Source organism: Williamsia soli (assembly GCF_017377795.1).
Taxonomy (GTDB): domain Bacteria; phylum Actinomycetota; class Actinomycetes; order Mycobacteriales; family Mycobacteriaceae; genus Williamsia; species Williamsia soli.
Genome location: NZ_JAFRDR010000002.1, coordinates 773498 through 789312, shown reverse-complemented (window position 1 = coordinate 789312; position 15815 = coordinate 773498). Strand labels below are relative to the sequence as shown.

Sequence of the window (15815 nt, the reverse complement as noted above, 5' to 3'; positions counted from 1 at the left end):
GGCGGGGCAGCGATGACCCACTACGCTGGAGGAGTTGCCGATTGCTGCAGGCGCAGTCGATCGGCCCGCCAACCGCGGTGACACTTGCGATCAGGTAGAGAGGCCATAACGTGGCAGAGTTCATTTACACAATGAAAAAGGTGCGAAAAGCACACGGCGACAAGGTGATTCTCGACGATGTCACAATGTCGTTCTATCCCGGCGCCAAGATCGGGGTGGTGGGCCCCAATGGTGCCGGTAAGTCGTCCATCCTGAAGATCATGGCCGGGATCGACCAGCCGTCGAATGGCGAGGCGTTCCTGGATCCGGGTGCGAGCGTCGGCATCCTCATGCAGGAACCCAAGCTCAACGAGGAAAAGACGGTCCGGCAGAACGTCGAAGAGGGCATGGGCCTGATCAAGGAACAGCTCGACCGGTTCAACGAGATCGCCGAACTGATGGCCACCGACTACTCGGACGAGCTCATGGAAGAGATGGGCAAGCTGCAGGAGGCGCTGGACCACGGTGACGCCTGGGACCTCGACTCCCAGCTGGAGCAGGCGATGGACGCTCTGCGGTGCCCGCCCGCGGACGAGCCGGTCACCCACCTCTCCGGTGGTGAGCGTCGTCGCGTCGCGCTGTGCAAGCTGCTGCTGCAGAAGCCTGACCTGCTGCTCCTCGATGAGCCCACCAACCACCTCGACGCCGAGAGTGTGCTCTGGCTCGAGCAGTACCTGGCGTCATACCCCGGCGCCGTGCTGGCCGTCACTCACGACCGTTACTTCCTCGATCACGTTGCGCAGTGGATCTGTGAGGTCGATCGCGGCAAGCTGCACCCGTACGAGGGCAACTACTCCACGTACCTGGAGAAGAAGGCCGAGCGCCTCGAGGTCCAGGGCAAGAAGGACCAGAAGCTGCAGCGTCGCCTGAAGGAAGAACTCGCATGGGTTCGATCCGGATCGAAGGCACGTCAGACCAAGAACAAGGCGCGTCTGGGTCGGTACGAGGAGATGGCCGCCGAAGCCGACAAGATGCGCAAGCTCGACTTCGAGGAGATCCAGATCCCGACGCCGCCGCGCCTCGGCGATGTGGTCGTCAACGTCAAGAACCTCGACAAGGGATTCGACGGCCGGGTGCTCATCAAGGACTTGTCGTTCACCCTGCCCCGAAACGGCATCGTCGGCGTCATCGGCCCCAACGGTGTCGGCAAGACCACGCTCTTCAAGACCATCGTGGGTCTGGAAGAGCCGGACTCGGGCGAGGTGAAGGTGGGCGAGACGGTCCGCCTCAGCTACGTCGACCAGAACCGCGCGAACATCGACCCCAAGAAGAACGTCTGGGAGGTCGTTTCTGACGGACTCGACTTCATCGAGGTCGGCCAGAACGAGATGCCTTCGCGCGCCTACGTCAGCGCGTTCGGTTTCAAGGGCCCGGATCAGCAGAAGAAAGCCGAGGTGCTCTCCGGTGGCGAGCGGAACCGCCTGAACCTCGCCCTGACCCTCAAAGAGGGCGGAAACCTGATCCTGCTCGACGAGCCCACCAACGACCTCGACGTCGAAACCCTCGGCTCGCTGGAGAATGCGCTCGAGCAGTTTCCCGGGTGCGCCGTGGTCATCTCGCACGACCGCTGGTTCCTCGACCGAACCTGCACCCACATCTTGGCGTGGGAGGGCAACGTCGAAGAAGGCAAATGGTTCTGGTTCGAGGGCAACTTCGAGGCGTATGAGGCGAACAAGATCGACCGCCTCGGTGCGGATGCGGCCCGTCCGCATTCGGTGACACACCGGAAGCTGACCCGGGATTAGACATCCCGGACCGGTGGCCATCACTACCATTTGAAGCCAGACCCCGCGGAGATCCCGTGGGCGACCGATCAACTGCGGGAGTGACGGCGATGACCGGATCGACACAGTCTGATCTGACGGATTCTGTTCTCGGGAATGTGTCGGCGCCTGTGAAAGACCTTCTGCCACAAGCGGTCAGAGGATATTTTCACAGGCCCGGCGCCCGGAAAGGCCCGGGCTGGGACGAACTGGAGGCCGCGCAACAATCCCAGCTCGTCCACCATCTCGGTGTCGCGTACGCACGGACCGGCGGTGGCGCCGCCAGCGATCTGGTCATCGACCGCGGGATCCTGTCGATGGTTCTCGTCGCGGACGACATGCCGCTGCTCGTCGAGTCCGTGGTTGCGGTGCTGGAAGCCGCGGGTCTGACGGTGGTGCGCATCGATCACCCGATCATGGACGTCCGACGCGGCGCCGACGGTGTCCTGCTCGAGGTGGGCACACCGCAGGAGTCCGGATTCGTGCAGTTCTCGGCCGAATCGTGGATCCACGTCGAGGCGACACCGAACGTCTCCGCGGTGGACATCGACCAGCTCTCTCGCGAGCTGGACATCGTGGTGGGTCGCATCGCGGACGTCCACCGCGACCGCGCCGCGATGCTGTCCGTGATCACCGACCTCGCCGGTGACTTCGCCGCGTACGCGACGGAGACGGCGCCCGACGGCCTCGACCAGGCGGTGGCAGGCGACTACGGCCGCATGTTGTCGTGGCTCGCCGAGTACCACTTCGCGCCGTACGGATACGTCCATTGCTCCGGGCCGGCTGGTGCGGCTACCCCGGATCCGGATTCCGGTCTCGGGGTCTGGCGCAGCGGCGCTGTGGCGCACCGGGCCACCGGCGGCGCGGATGCGGTGTCGGTGCGACAGCTGTATCTGCCGACCCGCATCCAGCGGTCCAACTTCCCGAGTCTGATCGGGGTCGCCGATTACGACGGCGCGGGCAACCGGGTGGGCGAGCACGTGTTCGTCGGTACCTTCACGCCCACCGCCCTCCACGAGAACATTCTCGAGATCCCGGTTCTCGACGCCAAGGTGGCAGCGATCCTCGCGGCAGCCGACGTCCAGGCTGATTCGTACACCGGCATGGCCATGCTCGAGTTGCTGCAGACGTTCCCACGGTCCGAGCTGTTCTCGGTGGAGGCCGATGAGATGGCCCGAACACTCACCGAGGTTCTCGAGGCCGTCCCCAACCGCCAACTACGCGTATTCCTGCGCCCGGACCCGGCCGGTGAGATCGTCTCGGCGCTGGTCTATCTGCCGAGAGATCGCTACACGACACGACTTCGCGAGACACTCCAGAATCTCTTGCTCGACGAACTCGGTGGTGACGCACTGGAATACACCGCGCGGGTCAGTGAATCGGCGCTCGCGCTCCTGCACGTCATGATGCGGGTGAAGACGCCGGACTGTGACCGGCTGGGAGGCCTGGCGGTCGGGTCGGCGGGGCAGGTGGAGATCCAGAACACGCTCATCGAGGCGGCCCGGGGTTGGGACGAACGGTTGCGGGAGGTCGCGGCGAGCGCTCTGAGTCCAGACGTCGTCGATGAGGTCTCGTTCTTCACGTCCACGTTGCCGGACAGCTACAAGGACGTGCGCGATCCACAGGAGGCGTTCGAGGACATCGAAATCGTCCAGTCGCTGGCCGGGGGCGATTTTCACGTCAGGCTGCACCAAGCCACGACCGATGACGACAGTCCGTCCGGGCGGGCCGATTGGCGCTTCTCGTTCTATCTCTGCGGCAGGCCCGCCACGCTGACCGAGGTGTTGCCGGTGCTGCACAGTCTTGGCGTGAACGTCCTCGACGAGCGGCCGTTCGAGATCCGTCGGCAGGACGGTGAGCAGTGTTATGTGTACGAGTTCGGGCTGACGCTGGCGGGCGGGATGATCGTGGATGCCGGCAGTCTCACAGATGTCGAGGATCGTTTCACCGACGCGTTCGCGCAGATGTGGCGGGGGCATGCCGAGGTCGACAATTTCAACGAACTGATCTTCCGCTGCGGACTGTCGTGGCGCGAGGCCGCGATGTTGAGGGCCTACGCGAGATACCTGCGACAATGCGGTTCCTCCTACAGCGTGGCCCACGTTGCCGCCGTGCTGGGAACCAACGTCTCGGTGACCAAGTCCCTGGTCGAACTGTTCCGGGCATCTTTCGATCCACGGTCAGCCGACGATGGCCGGCGCGCCGAGGTCCTCGGCGAGCTGACGGCCGCGATCGGGGCCATCATCAGCATGGATGTCGACAGGATCGTCAATGCCTATGTCGCGGCGCTCTCGGCAACCGTTCGCACGAACTACTACGGCACGGATAACCAGGGACTGCCGCACAAAGTGCTCAGTTTCAAGTTCCGGCCGCGGGACATCCCGCAGACCCCTCAACCGCGACCACTGTTCGAGATCTACGTGTACTCACCTCGCGTCGAGGGTGTCCATCTGCGCTTCGGGTCCGTCGCCCGCGGCGGATTGCGCTGGTCGGATCGGCAGGAGGATTTCCGAACCGAGATCCTCGGTCTGGTCAAGGCCCAGGCCGTGAAGAACGCCGTCATCGTGCCGGTCGGTTCCAAAGGCGGATTCGTGGTGAGGCGACCACCGATTCCCACCGGGGATCCCGCAGCAGATCGCGATGCGTTCCGCGCTGAAGGCATCGAATGTTATCGCCGGTTCATCGCCGGATTGCTGGACCTGACCGACAACATCGATCAGAGAACTGGTGAGACGGTCGGCCCTGCCGAGGTGGTTCGCCGCGATGACGACGACCCGTACCTCGTCGTGGCCGCGGACAAGGGCACCGCCACCTTCTCCGACATCGCCAACGATGTTGCGGGCCAATACAACTTCTGGCTCGGTGATGCGTTCGCATCAGGTGGTTCGGCGGGCTACGACCACAAGGCCATGGGGATCACCGCACGCGGTGCGTGGGAGGCGGTCAAACGCCACTTCCGCGAGATGGGCACCGACACCCAGACGGAGGATTTCACGGTCGTCGGCGTCGGGGACATGAGCGGCGACGTGTTCGGCAACGGCATGTTGCTCTCCGAGCACATCCGGCTCGTGGCGGCCTTCGACCACCGCCACGTCTTCATCGACCCTGACCCGGACGCCGCGGCGTCGTTCACCGAACGGCAGCGGTTGTACGACCTTCCGCGGTCATCGTGGGCCGATTACAACACCGATCTGATCAGCACCGGTGGCGGAGTGTGGCCACGCGATCAGAAGTCGATACCCGTGAGCCCGCAGGTGGCCACCGCGCTGGGGTTGTCGGATGACATCAGTCACCTCTCGCCGCCGGATCTCATCCGGGCGATCTTGCTGTCGCCGGTCGATCTGCTCTGGAACGGCGGTATCGGCACCTACGTCAAGGCCAGCACACAGTCTCACGAGGACGTCGGTGACAAGGCCAACGACGCCATCCGTGTCGACGGTAATGAGTTGCGCGCCAGAGTGATCGGAGAGGGTGGCAACCTCGGAGTGACCGAGCTCGGCCGCATCGAGTTCGATCTGAGCGGCGGCCGCATCAACACCGACGCCATGGACAACTCGGCCGGTGTCGACTGCTCCGATCACGAGGTCAACATCAAGATCCTCCTCGACTCCCAGGTGTCGGCAGGCAATCTCGTGGCGGCGCAGCGAAATCCCCTGCTCGAATCGATGACCACCGAGGTGGGCGATCTCGTCCTCGCCGACAACGTCTCGCAGAACGCCGAACTGGGAACCAGCCGGGCCGGCGCTGCGGGTACTGCCGATGTCTACACGCGGCTGCTCAAAGACCTCGCGGCCCGCGGGGTGGATCTGCGGCTCGAGGCGCTGCCCCGGCCCGCCGACCTGATCAAACGCGGAAACGTCACGGGCAGAAGTGGATTGACCTCGCCGGAACTCGCGACGGTGATGGCGCACGTGAAGCTGGGATTGAAGGCGGACATGTTGGCCGGCGATCTGCCCGACAACGACGTCTTCTCGCCACGTCTGATCGACTACTTTCCGCGGCCTCTGCAGGAGCGGTTCGCAGACGGCATCGCCACGCATCCACTGCGCCGCGAGATCGTCACGACCGCGGTGGTGAACGATCTCGTCGACAACGCGGGCATCACGCATGTCTTCCGCCTGTGCGAGGGGAGCGGGTCGGACCCCGTCGACGTCGTGCGCTCGTATCAGGCCGTCACCGACATCTTCGGATTGCACGCCCTATGGCATGACATCGCCGCCGCGCCGTGCGACATCCCGACGACCAACGCAATGGTCGTCTACACCCGACGGCTGCTCTTCCGGGCCTCGCGGTGGATGATCGCCGGAAGGCCTCAGCCGTTGGCGATGGCGGCGGAGGTGACACGGTACGGAGACCTCGTGGCCGAGCTGTCACCGCGGCTGCCGAACTGGCTCCGAGGCATCTCCGAGGGCGGGGTGGGCGAACGCGCGAGCGACCTCGTCGACGCCGGCGTGCCGGAGAAGACCGCCCAGGCGGTCGCGGTGAGTCTGCACCGATTCTGTCTCCTCGACATCATCGATGCAGCGGAGATCGCCGACCGTGACCCGGAAGAGGTGGGCGAACTGTACTTCGCGCTGATGGACCACCTCGGTGTGGAACAGCTCCTCAATGCGGTCTCGGACCTCGATCGCAAGGATCGCTGGCATTCCCTCGCGCGACTTGCGCTACGTGACGATCTGCACGGCGCGTTACGTGCGTTGTGCCTGGTGATCCTCGATTCGGGAGAACCCGAAGAATCGGCCGACGAGAAGATCGCCGATTGGGAACTCGGCAACGCCTCGCGACTGTCCCGTGTCCGGACGACCCTGTCGGAGATCGCGGAGTCGGGCGACCTGGACTTGGCCACGCTGTCGGTGGCTGCGCGTCAACTGCGAAGTACGATCCGCTGATGGCAGAGCTCACGCTTGCCGCGCACGACCGGGTCGACCTCTCGACCTTCGCCGCGCGGGCGCTACGGGGCGACGACATGGCCGTGCTCCGGATCCGGAGCCGACCGGACGGACTTCTCGGGGTGTGGGTCAACACCGGATTCGACGTGCTGGCGAGCCGGGTGGTGGTGGGGTCGATCTCCGGAGACGACGTGGTCTGTGGCGCGGCGGAACTGCGGTCGGCGCTGCAGGCCGCGGCATCGAACCCCGGAACGGCGACGGTCGACACCGGCTTCGCCCTCGACAGCGCATGGCACGGTGCGCTGCCGCCGGTGGACGGGTTCTCACATCTCGACGACGTGCCCGCCCGCGTCCTGGTGGAGCTCTCGCGCAGCGGCGCCGAAGTGGCCCGAACCCAGGGCAGCGGACACGGCCCACCGACCTCCTTGCTGAACCAGCAGGTGCTCGACGTCTCCGCTGAGACTTCTGACCAGGTCGTGGGGATATCGATGCGATCGATCTTCGCGTTGACAGCGATGGGTTTCGTCAGGCAGTCCGACAACCGTGACGTCACCGAGGCATCGTCGATCGACCTGATCGACGCGGGCGAGATGGTCCGGGTTCGGCACACGGCGGTGTGGATCCGGCTGGACGCCCGATTCGGTTCGGTCTATCAGCGCCGGACGATGGCACTGTCTTTGTCGGTCAGCTGACTCCCAGGCCTCAGATAAGCCACGCCGCGGAGTTCGGCGCCAGCTTGCCGTCGATCAGCGGTGCGCTGCTCAACAACAGATCGCCGGGCGGCAGGCCGATGGGGTTCGGACCGGCGTTGAGAGCGCAGACCAACTTGCCCATCGTTCGCCGGAAGGCCAGGCAGCCTTCGGGCGCGCCGTACCACTCGATGCCCTCACCGGCGAACTCCGGACGGTTCTTCCGCAGTTCGATGGCCTGCCGGTAGAGCGACAGGGTGGAATCGATGTCCTCGAGTTGGGATTCGACGGTCAGTCCGGACCATTCCGCCGGAATCGGCAACCAGGTGTCGGCATTGGTGGAGAACGCGAACGGCGGCGAGGCACCTTCCCAGGGCAGCGGCACACGGCAGCCGTCGCGGCCACGTTCGGTATGACCTGAGCGCTCCCACACCGGATCCTGGAGCACGTCGTCGGGGAGGTCGGCGTTCGGCAGACCCAGTTCGGCGCCGTTGTAGATGAACGCGGCGCCCGGCAGCGCCAGTTCGACGAGGATCATCGCCCGTGCCCGGTCGATGCCGGCCGAGGGTGAGTCATGCTCCGCGTAGCGGGTGACCTCGCGCTCGACATCGTGATTCGACAGTGTCCAGGTCGGCGTGCCCGACACCGAGGCGACCGCTTCGAGCGAATGCTCGATGGCTTCCCGGATCTCCTCCGAGTCGAACTGCACCTTTGCCAGTCGGAAGTTGAAGCCCAGGTGGAGTTCGTCCGGTCGCACGTACTCGGCGAATCGGACGTTGTCCTTCACCCAGATCTCGCCGACAGTCATCGCGTCGGGGTAGTCGTCGAGCACTGCGCGGATCCGCCGGTGGATGTCGTGGACGCCGGCGTTGTTGAAGCGCGGATCGTCATCGTCGTTGCTGAGCAGGCCGACCGCCTCGTGGTCCATATCCGGCAGACCCTCGGGCTTGGCCATCCCGTGGGCGACGTCGATGCGGAAACCGTCGACTCCGCGGTCGAGCCAGAATCGAAGGGTTTTCTCGAGGTCGGCGAAGACCTCGGGGTTGTCCCAGTTCAGATCGGGTTGCTCGGGAGCGAAGATGTGCAGGTACCACTGGCCGGGAGTTCCGTCGGGCTCGGTGATCCGGGTCCATGCCGGCCCACCGAACACGCTGGGCCAGTTGTTCGGAGGCTCGTTGCCGTCGGGCCCTTTGCCGTCCCGGAAGATATAACGCTCACGGGCCGGGCTCCCCGGGGCTGCCCCGAGAGCTTCCAGAAACCACGCGTGCTGATCGCTGGTGTGGTTGGGGACCAGATCCATGGTGACCTTGATGCCACGACTGTGCGCCTCGGCGATGAGGGTGTCGAGCGAGTCGAGGCCGCCGAACAGCGGGTCGATGTCGCGAGGATCGGATACGTCATAACCGTGGTCGGCCATCGGGGACTTCATCACGGGACTCAGCCAGAGGGCGTCGATACCGAGCAGCTCGAGGTACCCGAGTTTGTCGATCACACCCGGGATGTCGCCGACCCCATCTCCATTGTGATCTGAGAACGATCGTGGGTAGATCTGGTAAAAGATCGCGTTTTGCCACCACAGCGGGTATTCGGCCGTCATCGCAGGCTGAACGCGCTGTGCCGCATCGGTTTCGGCTGCGGAAAGATCGTTGTTCGGCGTGTCACTCACATCACTCATCTTGCCTCACGTACCAGTGGAGGTCGCGATCACACCGCTACGTGCGTCGCACGTCTCACATGGGCGTGTTCACCATGGACTCGGCGGCCATCTCCATGTACTCGGTGAGGGCCTGCCGATGCTCGTCGTCCAGTCTCTGGGAGTCGATGGACGCGATCGCGATGTGCATGCACCGCAGCCACGCCGCCTTCTCCAGCTGCCCGATACGGAAGGGGTTGTGTCGCATCCGCAACCGTGGATGCCCTCGCTCATCGGAGTACGTTCGCGGACCACCCCAGTACTGCTCGAGGAACATACGCATCCTGCGCTCGGCAGGGCCGAGATCTTCCTCGGGATAGAGCGGCCGCAGGATCTCGTCCCCCGCGACCTCCTCGTAGAAGCGTGCGGTCAGATCGTGGAAAGTCTGTTCGCCGCCCACTGCCTCGTAGAACGTCTGCGGAGAAGTACTCACCCCTGCATTGTTCCATCATCTCCAATCGGGCACCCGGGCGCCGGTCTGCCGGACGATCGAGGCCGACACACAGTGTTCACCGAAACGACCTCCGTCGAGGCTTCATATTGTCGTGCATTAATCGCGTTTCCATGCTGAACTGAATCGTTCCCACCGAGGTCGGTTGTTTGGCCGGGAGGTTAGATGTCGCGGACGAAGACGCAGCGCGAGAAGGTACGCGCGGGGCAGGAAGGTGTCGCGGCCCGTGCCGACGCGCGCGTCCGGTCACGAGGCGAGGCCAGCGTGTCGACCCTCGACCCCCGTTCCGGTGCGACCGACGCAGTGATGGCACCGCCCACAGGTGCCGCCTCCCGGTGGGGCAAACATCGGGTCCTGCTCCTCAACGCGACCTATGAGCCACTCGCCGCCATCTCGATACGTCGCGCGATAGTCCTGGTCCTTCGCGAGCGGGCCGACGTCATCCATGAGGACGGCGCCGGCCCCCTCATTCATTCGGCAGACCTTGCACTCGCCATCCCGTCGGTGATCCGGTTGCGCACCTACGTCCGGGTTCCGTATCGCGCGGTCATCCCGATGACGAGGGCTGCGCTCATGCAACGCGACCGGACGAGATGTGGCTACTGCGGTGGCAAGGCGGACACCATCGACCACGTGGTCCCGCGCAGTCGCGGCGGCACCCACACCTGGGACAACTGCGTGGCCTGCTGCGCTTCGTGCAATCACAAGAAGGCCGACAAGCTGCTCAGCGAGCTCGGGTGGACGCTCAAGGTGCCGCTGACCGCCCCCAAGGGCAGGCATTGGCGGTTGTTGGCGACCGTGAAGGACTTCGATCCGGCGTGGATGCGCTACCTCGATCTGGGGGCAGCGTAGGTCTGGGCGTCGACGGGCCCGACCAGGGACACGGGCGACCTGACGACGCATACGCCGGGGTCGTCGGCTAAGTTTTGAGGCAAGAAGTCGAGTCGAGACGAAGCGAGCGGAGCTCGACCAACTGAGCAGTCTGAAGGGCGGATGCGATGGAAGACCTGATAGTGGCGATCGGCATGCCGGTCATCATCATCACCATCATCTCGGTGGTCTTGGTGATCGGGGCACTGGTCATCACCAGTGGGGTCAAGTACCCCAAGGTGCAGTACTACAAGATCGACCAGAAGTGGGAGCACGGTCCGCTGCTGCTCAGCGCCACGGAGGCGAATCCGGTGGCTCCCGGTTACCACGGGCACGGCCACGACGATCTGATCGGAGGCTCGGCAAGTGGCAAGTGGTGACCTGGTCAAGTCCAATGTCGATCCGGATTCGCTCCCGATGGGTGCGGTGCTGACTCCGAGCGGTCGCGTCTCGGCAGCACGTTTCCCGGGTGACGTCCCGACGACCCCGCCGTTTCAGACCGACGAGTTGGTCGCGCTGGACGAAGCGCTCGCCGACGCGACCGACGAGACCGGCATCCGGTTCTCGGTGTTCATCGGTGATCTCGGCGATGACGCCTTCGCAGGCGCGTCTGCGATCCTGCCGAGTGCGCCGGAGCCCGAACATGCGGTCCTGATCGCAATTGCACCCAACACCAAAGACGTTGTGGTCGTCTCCGGCAAAGAGGTGGCTGCCCGTCTTAACGATCGAGTGGCACAACTCGGTGTGACTGCCGCGATTGCCGGGATCCGTTCCGGCGACCTGGTCGACGGGATCATCTCTGCGATCCGCGTCATCGCAGCAGCGGCGACGATTCGCTGATTCGCTGAACTCAGAAAAAGGCGGGGTGACCTCTCGGTCACCCCGCCTTTTCTGTGCGCTCAGCTCTTGTCGAACTCGCGCGCCCGCAACGCGCGGGCCACGGTGTCGCGGCCTTCGGAGATCAGCCGCCGCAAGGCCGAGGGATGGTCGCCGGCCAGGAGTTCGTCGGCGAGTGCCAGTCCGTGCTCGTCGGCCGCCCAGTTCGGGTAGAGACCGACCACAACCGTCTGCGCCACCTCGCTCGAACGGCGCGCCCAGACCTGCGGCACCGCCTCGAAGTATTTCGCGGTGTACGGCGCGAGGAGCTCGCCCTGCCCCGGGCGGGAGAATCCGGCGATGATCGACCGGCTCAAGGTATTGGACAGCGAATCGTCCTCCACCGCACGTGACCAGGCATCTGCCTTCGCCTCGGCCAAGGGCCGGGCAGCCCTGGCCTTGGCGGCCTGACGGCTGCCCGCAGAGGTGTTGTCGCGTTCGAGTTCCGCGTCGATCACCGGAGTGCTGGACGGATCGGTGTCGATGGCGCCTGCGGTCGCCAAGGCGTTGACGATCGACCAGCGCAGATCGGTGTCCACGGTCAGTCCCTGCAGACCCTGGTCGGCGGGGTCACCATCGAGCAACGCTGCGACCACGTCGGTCTGCTCCGGCGCCAGCGCCCCGGACAGCAGCGAGTTCACGAACGCCAGCTGATGATCCGAGCCGGGCTCGGCCGCTCGGGCGAGTTCGAGGAGGCGGGTGCTGAACTCAGGCCAGCCGGTCGCCGCGGCCCACTCCGGGTCGGCGTACGCGTCGATCGCGGTCTGGGCCTGCAAGAGCACCCGCTGCACCACTCCGATCTCCGTTTCCGATCCGATGCCGTGAGCGACCAGGGCCGCGAAGTCACGGGCGCGCATCTCGGCCTGCCGGGTCATCTCCCACGCGGCCGACCACGCCAGGGTCCGCGGCATCGATTCGCTGATGTCGCCGATCCGGTTGGTCACCGTCGCCAGCGAGTCGGGGTCCAGGCGCACTGAGCAGTAGGTCAAATCGTCGTCGTTGAGCAGGATGAGTTGTCCGCGATGAACCCCGACCAGCTCGGCGACCGAAGTGCGATCACCGGCGACATCGAGTTCGACTCGCTTGGTACGCACCAGCTTTCCGTCTACGTCGTCGTAGACACCGACGGCGAGGCGGTGCGTCCGGGTCTCGCCGGCGCCGGGTGCCGCGCCGTCCTGGAGGATGTCGAACCGGGTGATCACTCCCGAGTCGTCGAGATCGAAGTCCGGTCGGATGACGTTGATCCCGGTGGTCTTGAGCCATTGCGAGCCCCAGTCGGACAGATCCCGACCGGACGACTTCTCGAGGGCTCCGAGCAGATCGCTGAATGTGGCGTTCCCGAACTTGTGTGCCTGGAAGTAGTCTCGCAGACCGGCCAGGAAGTGGTCGAGACCCACATAGGCGACGAGCTGCTTGAGCACGGATGCACCTTTGGCGTAGGTGATCCCGTCGAAGTTCACCTCGACCGCCGCGATGTCGGGGATGTCGGCGGCCACCGGGTGCGTGGAAGGCAACTGGTCCTGGCGGTAGGCCCAGGACTTCTCCACGTTGGCGAAAGTGGTCCAGGCGTTCTTGTATTCGGTGGCCTCCGACTGGCAGAGCACCGAGGCGAAGGTGGCAAAGGACTCGTTGAGCCACAGGTCATCCCACCACTGCATGGTGACCAGGTCGCCGAACCACATGTGGGCCATCTCGTGCAGGACGGTCTCGGCGCGCCGCTCATAGAGATACTTCGTCACCTTGGACCGGAAGACGTAGTCCTCCAGGAAGGTGACCGCGCCGGCGTTCTCCATCGCTCCGGCGTTGAACTCAGGAACGAACAGCTGATCGTATTTGCCGAACGCGTACGGAATGCCGAAGTTCTTGTGGTAGAACTCGAACCCCTGCTTGGTCTCGGTGAACAGTCGTTCTTCGTCCATGAACTCCGCCAGCGACGATCGGCAGAAGATGCCGAGGTCGATCGTGCCGTGCTCGTCGGTGTAGTCGTCTGTCCACTGCGTGTACGGGCCGGCGATGAGGGCGACCAGGTAGGTACTGAGCAGGGGAGTCGTCGCGAATGTGTGTGTGCCCGGCGATGTTTCGGTACCAGCCCCGTTGGAGATCACCTTCCAATCGGTGGGCGCGGTGACGGTGACATCAAAAGTCGCCTTCATGTCCGGCTGGTCGAAACACGCGAACATCCGCTTGGCATCGGCAGTCTCGAATTGTGAATAGAGGTAGACCGCGTCATCTGTCGGGTCGACGAAGCGGTGCAGGCCCTCGCCGGTGTGCGAGTACACGCAATCGGCAACGATCTCGAGAGTGTTCTCGGCGGCCAGGTCCGCCAGGGCCAGCCCGTCTTCCTCGGAGTATCCGGCGATGTCCAGCGCTGTCCCGTTCAACGTCGCTGTATGGACCGTCTCGGCGATCAGGTCGACGAACGATGACGAGCCCGCGGATGCGCTGAACGTGATGGTCACCGCCGACCGGAACGTCTTCTCGCTCGGTTTGCCTGCGCCGTCGGTGAGGTCGAGATCGATCGCATAGTTCGAGACCGAGATGTTCGCCGAGCGCTGGCCCGCGAGATCACGGGTCAAATTTGGTGCCGCCACGTGGGTTGCCTCGCCTTCGCAGAGATGTTGGATGCGGATGTTGATGGTGGATTGCGGATGTTCATGAGAAATTGTGGCTGGTGGTGGGACGTCTTGCTGACCAGTACACAACTACCGTATTGCCTGGCGGCGTGGTGGCGCGCGTGCACCGGACCGGGAATGCTGGAGGCCGCCGGTTGTTGGTCTTGGTGATGGTCACATCGGTTGACGCTGACGTCGACCCTGAACAAGGAGTGTTCTGCGAATGACTGACTCGATTGATCGTGTTGATTTCTGGTTCGATCCGCTCTGCCCGTGGTGCTGGATCACCTCCCGCTGGATTCTCGAGGTGGAAAAGGTCCGGACCATCGAGACCAACTTCCACATCATGAGCCTGGCGGTGTTGAACGAGGGCAAGGACATCCCGGAGGAATACCGCGAGGGTCTCAAGCAGGCATGGCGTCCGGTTCGCGTGATCGCCAAAGCCCAGTCCGAGCGGGGTGATGAGATCTTGTCGCCGCTGTACACGGCGTTCGGCACGCTCATCCACAACAAGGGCGTCAAAGACTTCGACGAGGTGATACCCGCCGCCCTGGCAGAGCTCGGTCTCCCCGCGGAGTGGGCGGAAGCCGCCGACGAGACCACGTTCGACGACGCAATCCGCAAGAGCCATCACGCCGGGATGGACAAGGTCGGCGACGACGTGGGGACTCCGACCATCCATATCAACGATGTGGCGTTCTTCGGTCCGGTGCTCTCGCGTATCCCGCGTGGCGAGGACGCAGGCCGCGTCTGGGACGGGTCGGTCGCGTTGGCGAGCTACCCGCACTTCTTCGAACTGAAGCGAAGCCGCGACGAGGATCCTCAGTTCGACTGAGCACTATTGCGACTCGTCCTCACTCCGGTCGGTCTCGGGCTTGCGGAGATCGACCGGTGGGCCGGGTGGCGACGGGGGCACGGCCGACGGCGGCGGGTGATTCGGCGACGGCGGGTAGGCGGTGATCGGTGGCCCGCCGAACTGTGGGGGCGGCCCGATGGGCATGAGCTTCCGGACATGCCCGCTTCCGATGCCGCGCACGATGTGTCTGGGACGGAAGAACATCCGGCCTGCTCCGGTCCGATCGCGGAGCGCAGCAGCTCGCCACGTGAGCACCGGGTGGCTCGACTGCAGGTTGGTCACCCAGGTGAAGAAGCCTCTTTCGTGGGTCGCGCGATCGGCGAACTCGTCGAAGCTCACCGAGGTCAGCATGTATTTGCCTGCGGCGAGGACACCGATGGCGCCGGGCGAGCCCGATGGCTGGTGGTAATAACCGTGGTTGTCTGCTGTGTACTCCATCGAGCGGGACAAGGCCTGGCCCAGGACCGGGATGTTCATGCCGACGATCGAGCCGAGTTGGCGCCAGTACGAGACATGGCCGGCGGCGATGTGGCCGACCTCGTGCCCGATGATGAAGCGGAGAGCTTCAGGACTGCGAGCCTGTCCGCCGATCTCGAAGAGGTCGGAGTACACCACGACGAACCGGCGAAAGCCGTGGCCCGATGCGAAGGCGTTGATGGTGCCGTTGCCCAGGACCACGTAGGCGTCGGGGACATGTTCGAGGCCGAACCGCCTGGCGGCCTCGACCACCATCTGATGACCCTCGGGAAATTGGGTGGAGCTCATCTTCACGCCGTTGACCCGCGGCATCGCATAGGTCAGACCACGGATGAGGTAGATCAGCAACGGTGCGACGAGGATCAGGATGAACCACGTGTCGAGGTAGCCCAGCGACACCATCACCACCCCTAGTGAGTACCCGCCGACGCCCACCAGGATCACCAGGACAAGCATCGGGATCTCCCACGGATGGCGCCGCGGCTCACCGGCATACGGCGCGGGTGCGAGCCAGGTGCTGACCGGTTGTCCGAACGCCGGTGGGTGCTGTGGATTCACGAGCACCAATCTAGTGCCGGGCGGTTCGTGGTGATGGGTGGC

Annotated in this window: 11 protein-coding genes; 7 read left to right on the top strand and 4 right to left on the bottom strand. The window is 64.6% G+C overall.

Annotated elements, in window-relative coordinates; all coding sequences use genetic code 11:
• The first annotated feature begins 110 nt into the window (after nt 1-110).
• From ettA to J3S28_RS08245, 3 genes are all read left to right on the top strand, one after another.
• Nucleotides 111-1784, top strand: a complete 1674-nt coding sequence (gene ettA / locus J3S28_RS08255; protein ID WP_207839404.1) for an energy-dependent translational throttle protein EttA — start codon at nt 111-113, stop codon at nt 1782-1784.
• 89 nt (nt 1785-1873) lie between these two features.
• Nucleotides 1874-6691: an NAD-glutamate dehydrogenase gene (locus J3S28_RS08250; RefSeq protein ID WP_207839403.1), complete on the top strand. Its 4818-nt coding sequence runs from the start codon at nt 1874-1876 to the stop codon at nt 6689-6691.
• The gene (locus J3S28_RS08245) at nt 6691-7383 is read left to right on the top strand and encodes a DUF8185 domain-containing protein (RefSeq protein WP_207839402.1); all 693 of its coding nucleotides are present in this window, start codon (nt 6691-6693) and stop codon (nt 7381-7383) included. Before J3S28_RS08250 ends, J3S28_RS08245 begins: the two co-directional genes overlap by 1 nt.
• 10 nt (nt 7384-7393) lie before the next feature.
• Here the strand turns inward: J3S28_RS08245 and J3S28_RS08240 are convergent, their stop codons facing one another.
• Nucleotides 7394-8977, bottom strand: coding sequence for a glycoside hydrolase family 13 protein (locus J3S28_RS08240; RefSeq protein WP_237341326.1), 1584 nt, complete (start codon nt 8975-8977; stop codon nt 7394-7396).
• Between the two features lie 133 nt (nt 8978-9110).
• On the bottom strand, nt 9111-9506 hold the full coding sequence (locus J3S28_RS08235; protein ID WP_207839400.1) for a globin: 396 nt from the start codon (nt 9504-9506) through the stop codon (nt 9111-9113).
• A 183-nt stretch (nt 9507-9689) separates the two neighbouring features.
• Between J3S28_RS08235 and J3S28_RS08230 the strand changes: the two genes are divergently transcribed.
• The 3 genes from J3S28_RS08230 to J3S28_RS08220 all read left to right on the top strand — a co-directional run bounded on the left by J3S28_RS08230 (nt 9690) and on the right by J3S28_RS08220 (nt 11234).
• A complete protein-coding gene (locus J3S28_RS08230; protein WP_207839398.1) occupies nt 9690-10376 on the top strand; it encodes an HNH endonuclease in 687 nt (228 codons plus the stop codon).
• 146 nt (nt 10377-10522) lie between these two features.
• Nucleotides 10523-10774, top strand: a complete 252-nt coding sequence (gene ctaJ / locus J3S28_RS08225; RefSeq protein ID WP_207839396.1) for an aa3-type cytochrome oxidase subunit CtaJ — start codon at nt 10523-10525, stop codon at nt 10772-10774.
• On the top strand, nt 10761-11234 hold the full coding sequence (locus J3S28_RS08220) for a DUF5130 family protein (RefSeq protein WP_207839394.1): 474 nt from the start codon (nt 10761-10763) through the stop codon (nt 11232-11234). Before ctaJ ends, J3S28_RS08220 begins: the two co-directional genes overlap by 14 nt.
• A gap of 59 nt (nt 11235-11293) precedes the next feature.
• On the opposite strand, the gene pepN is transcribed toward J3S28_RS08220, so the two are convergent.
• A complete protein-coding gene (pepN, locus tag J3S28_RS08215; RefSeq protein ID WP_207839393.1) occupies nt 11294-13861 on the bottom strand; it encodes an aminopeptidase N in 2568 nt (855 codons plus the stop codon).
• Between the two features lie 244 nt (nt 13862-14105).
• Here pepN and J3S28_RS08210 point away from each other — a divergent pair, with 244 nt between their 5' ends.
• Nucleotides 14106-14717 (top strand): mycothiol-dependent nitroreductase Rv2466c family protein, encoded by a 612-nt coding sequence (locus J3S28_RS08210; protein ID WP_207839392.1) that lies wholly within the window; start codon nt 14106-14108, stop codon nt 14715-14717.
• Nucleotides 14718-14720: 3 nt separating this feature from the next.
• On the opposite strand, the gene J3S28_RS08205 is transcribed toward J3S28_RS08210, so the two are convergent.
• Nucleotides 14721-15773 carry a M48 family metallopeptidase gene (locus tag J3S28_RS08205; protein ID WP_307796954.1) on the bottom strand — a complete coding sequence of 351 codons (1053 nt, stop codon included), beginning with the start codon at nt 15771-15773 and terminating at the stop codon, nt 14721-14723.
• Nucleotides 15774-15815: the final 42 nt, after the last annotated feature.

Bases quoted from the DNA above. Each gene is read 5' to 3' on its own strand.
- J3S28_RS08230 (WP_207839398.1), top strand. From the start codon at position 9,690: ATGTCGCGGACGAAGACGCAGCGCGAGAAGGTACGCGCGGGGCAGGAA.
- J3S28_RS08245 (WP_207839402.1), top strand. From the start codon at position 6,691: ATGGCAGAGCTCACGCTTGCCGCGCACGACCGGGTCGACCTCTCGACC.
- J3S28_RS08250 (WP_207839403.1), top strand. From the start codon at position 1,874: ATGACCGGATCGACACAGTCTGATCTGACGGATTCTGTTCTCGGGAAT.
- J3S28_RS08210 (WP_207839392.1), top strand. From the start codon at position 14,106: ATGACTGACTCGATTGATCGTGTTGATTTCTGGTTCGATCCGCTCTGC.
- ctaJ (WP_207839396.1), top strand. From the start codon at position 10,523: ATGGAAGACCTGATAGTGGCGATCGGCATGCCGGTCATCATCATCACC.
- J3S28_RS08240 (WP_237341326.1), bottom strand. From the start codon at position 8,977: ATGACGGCCGAATACCCGCTGTGGTGGCAAAACGCGATCTTTTACCAG.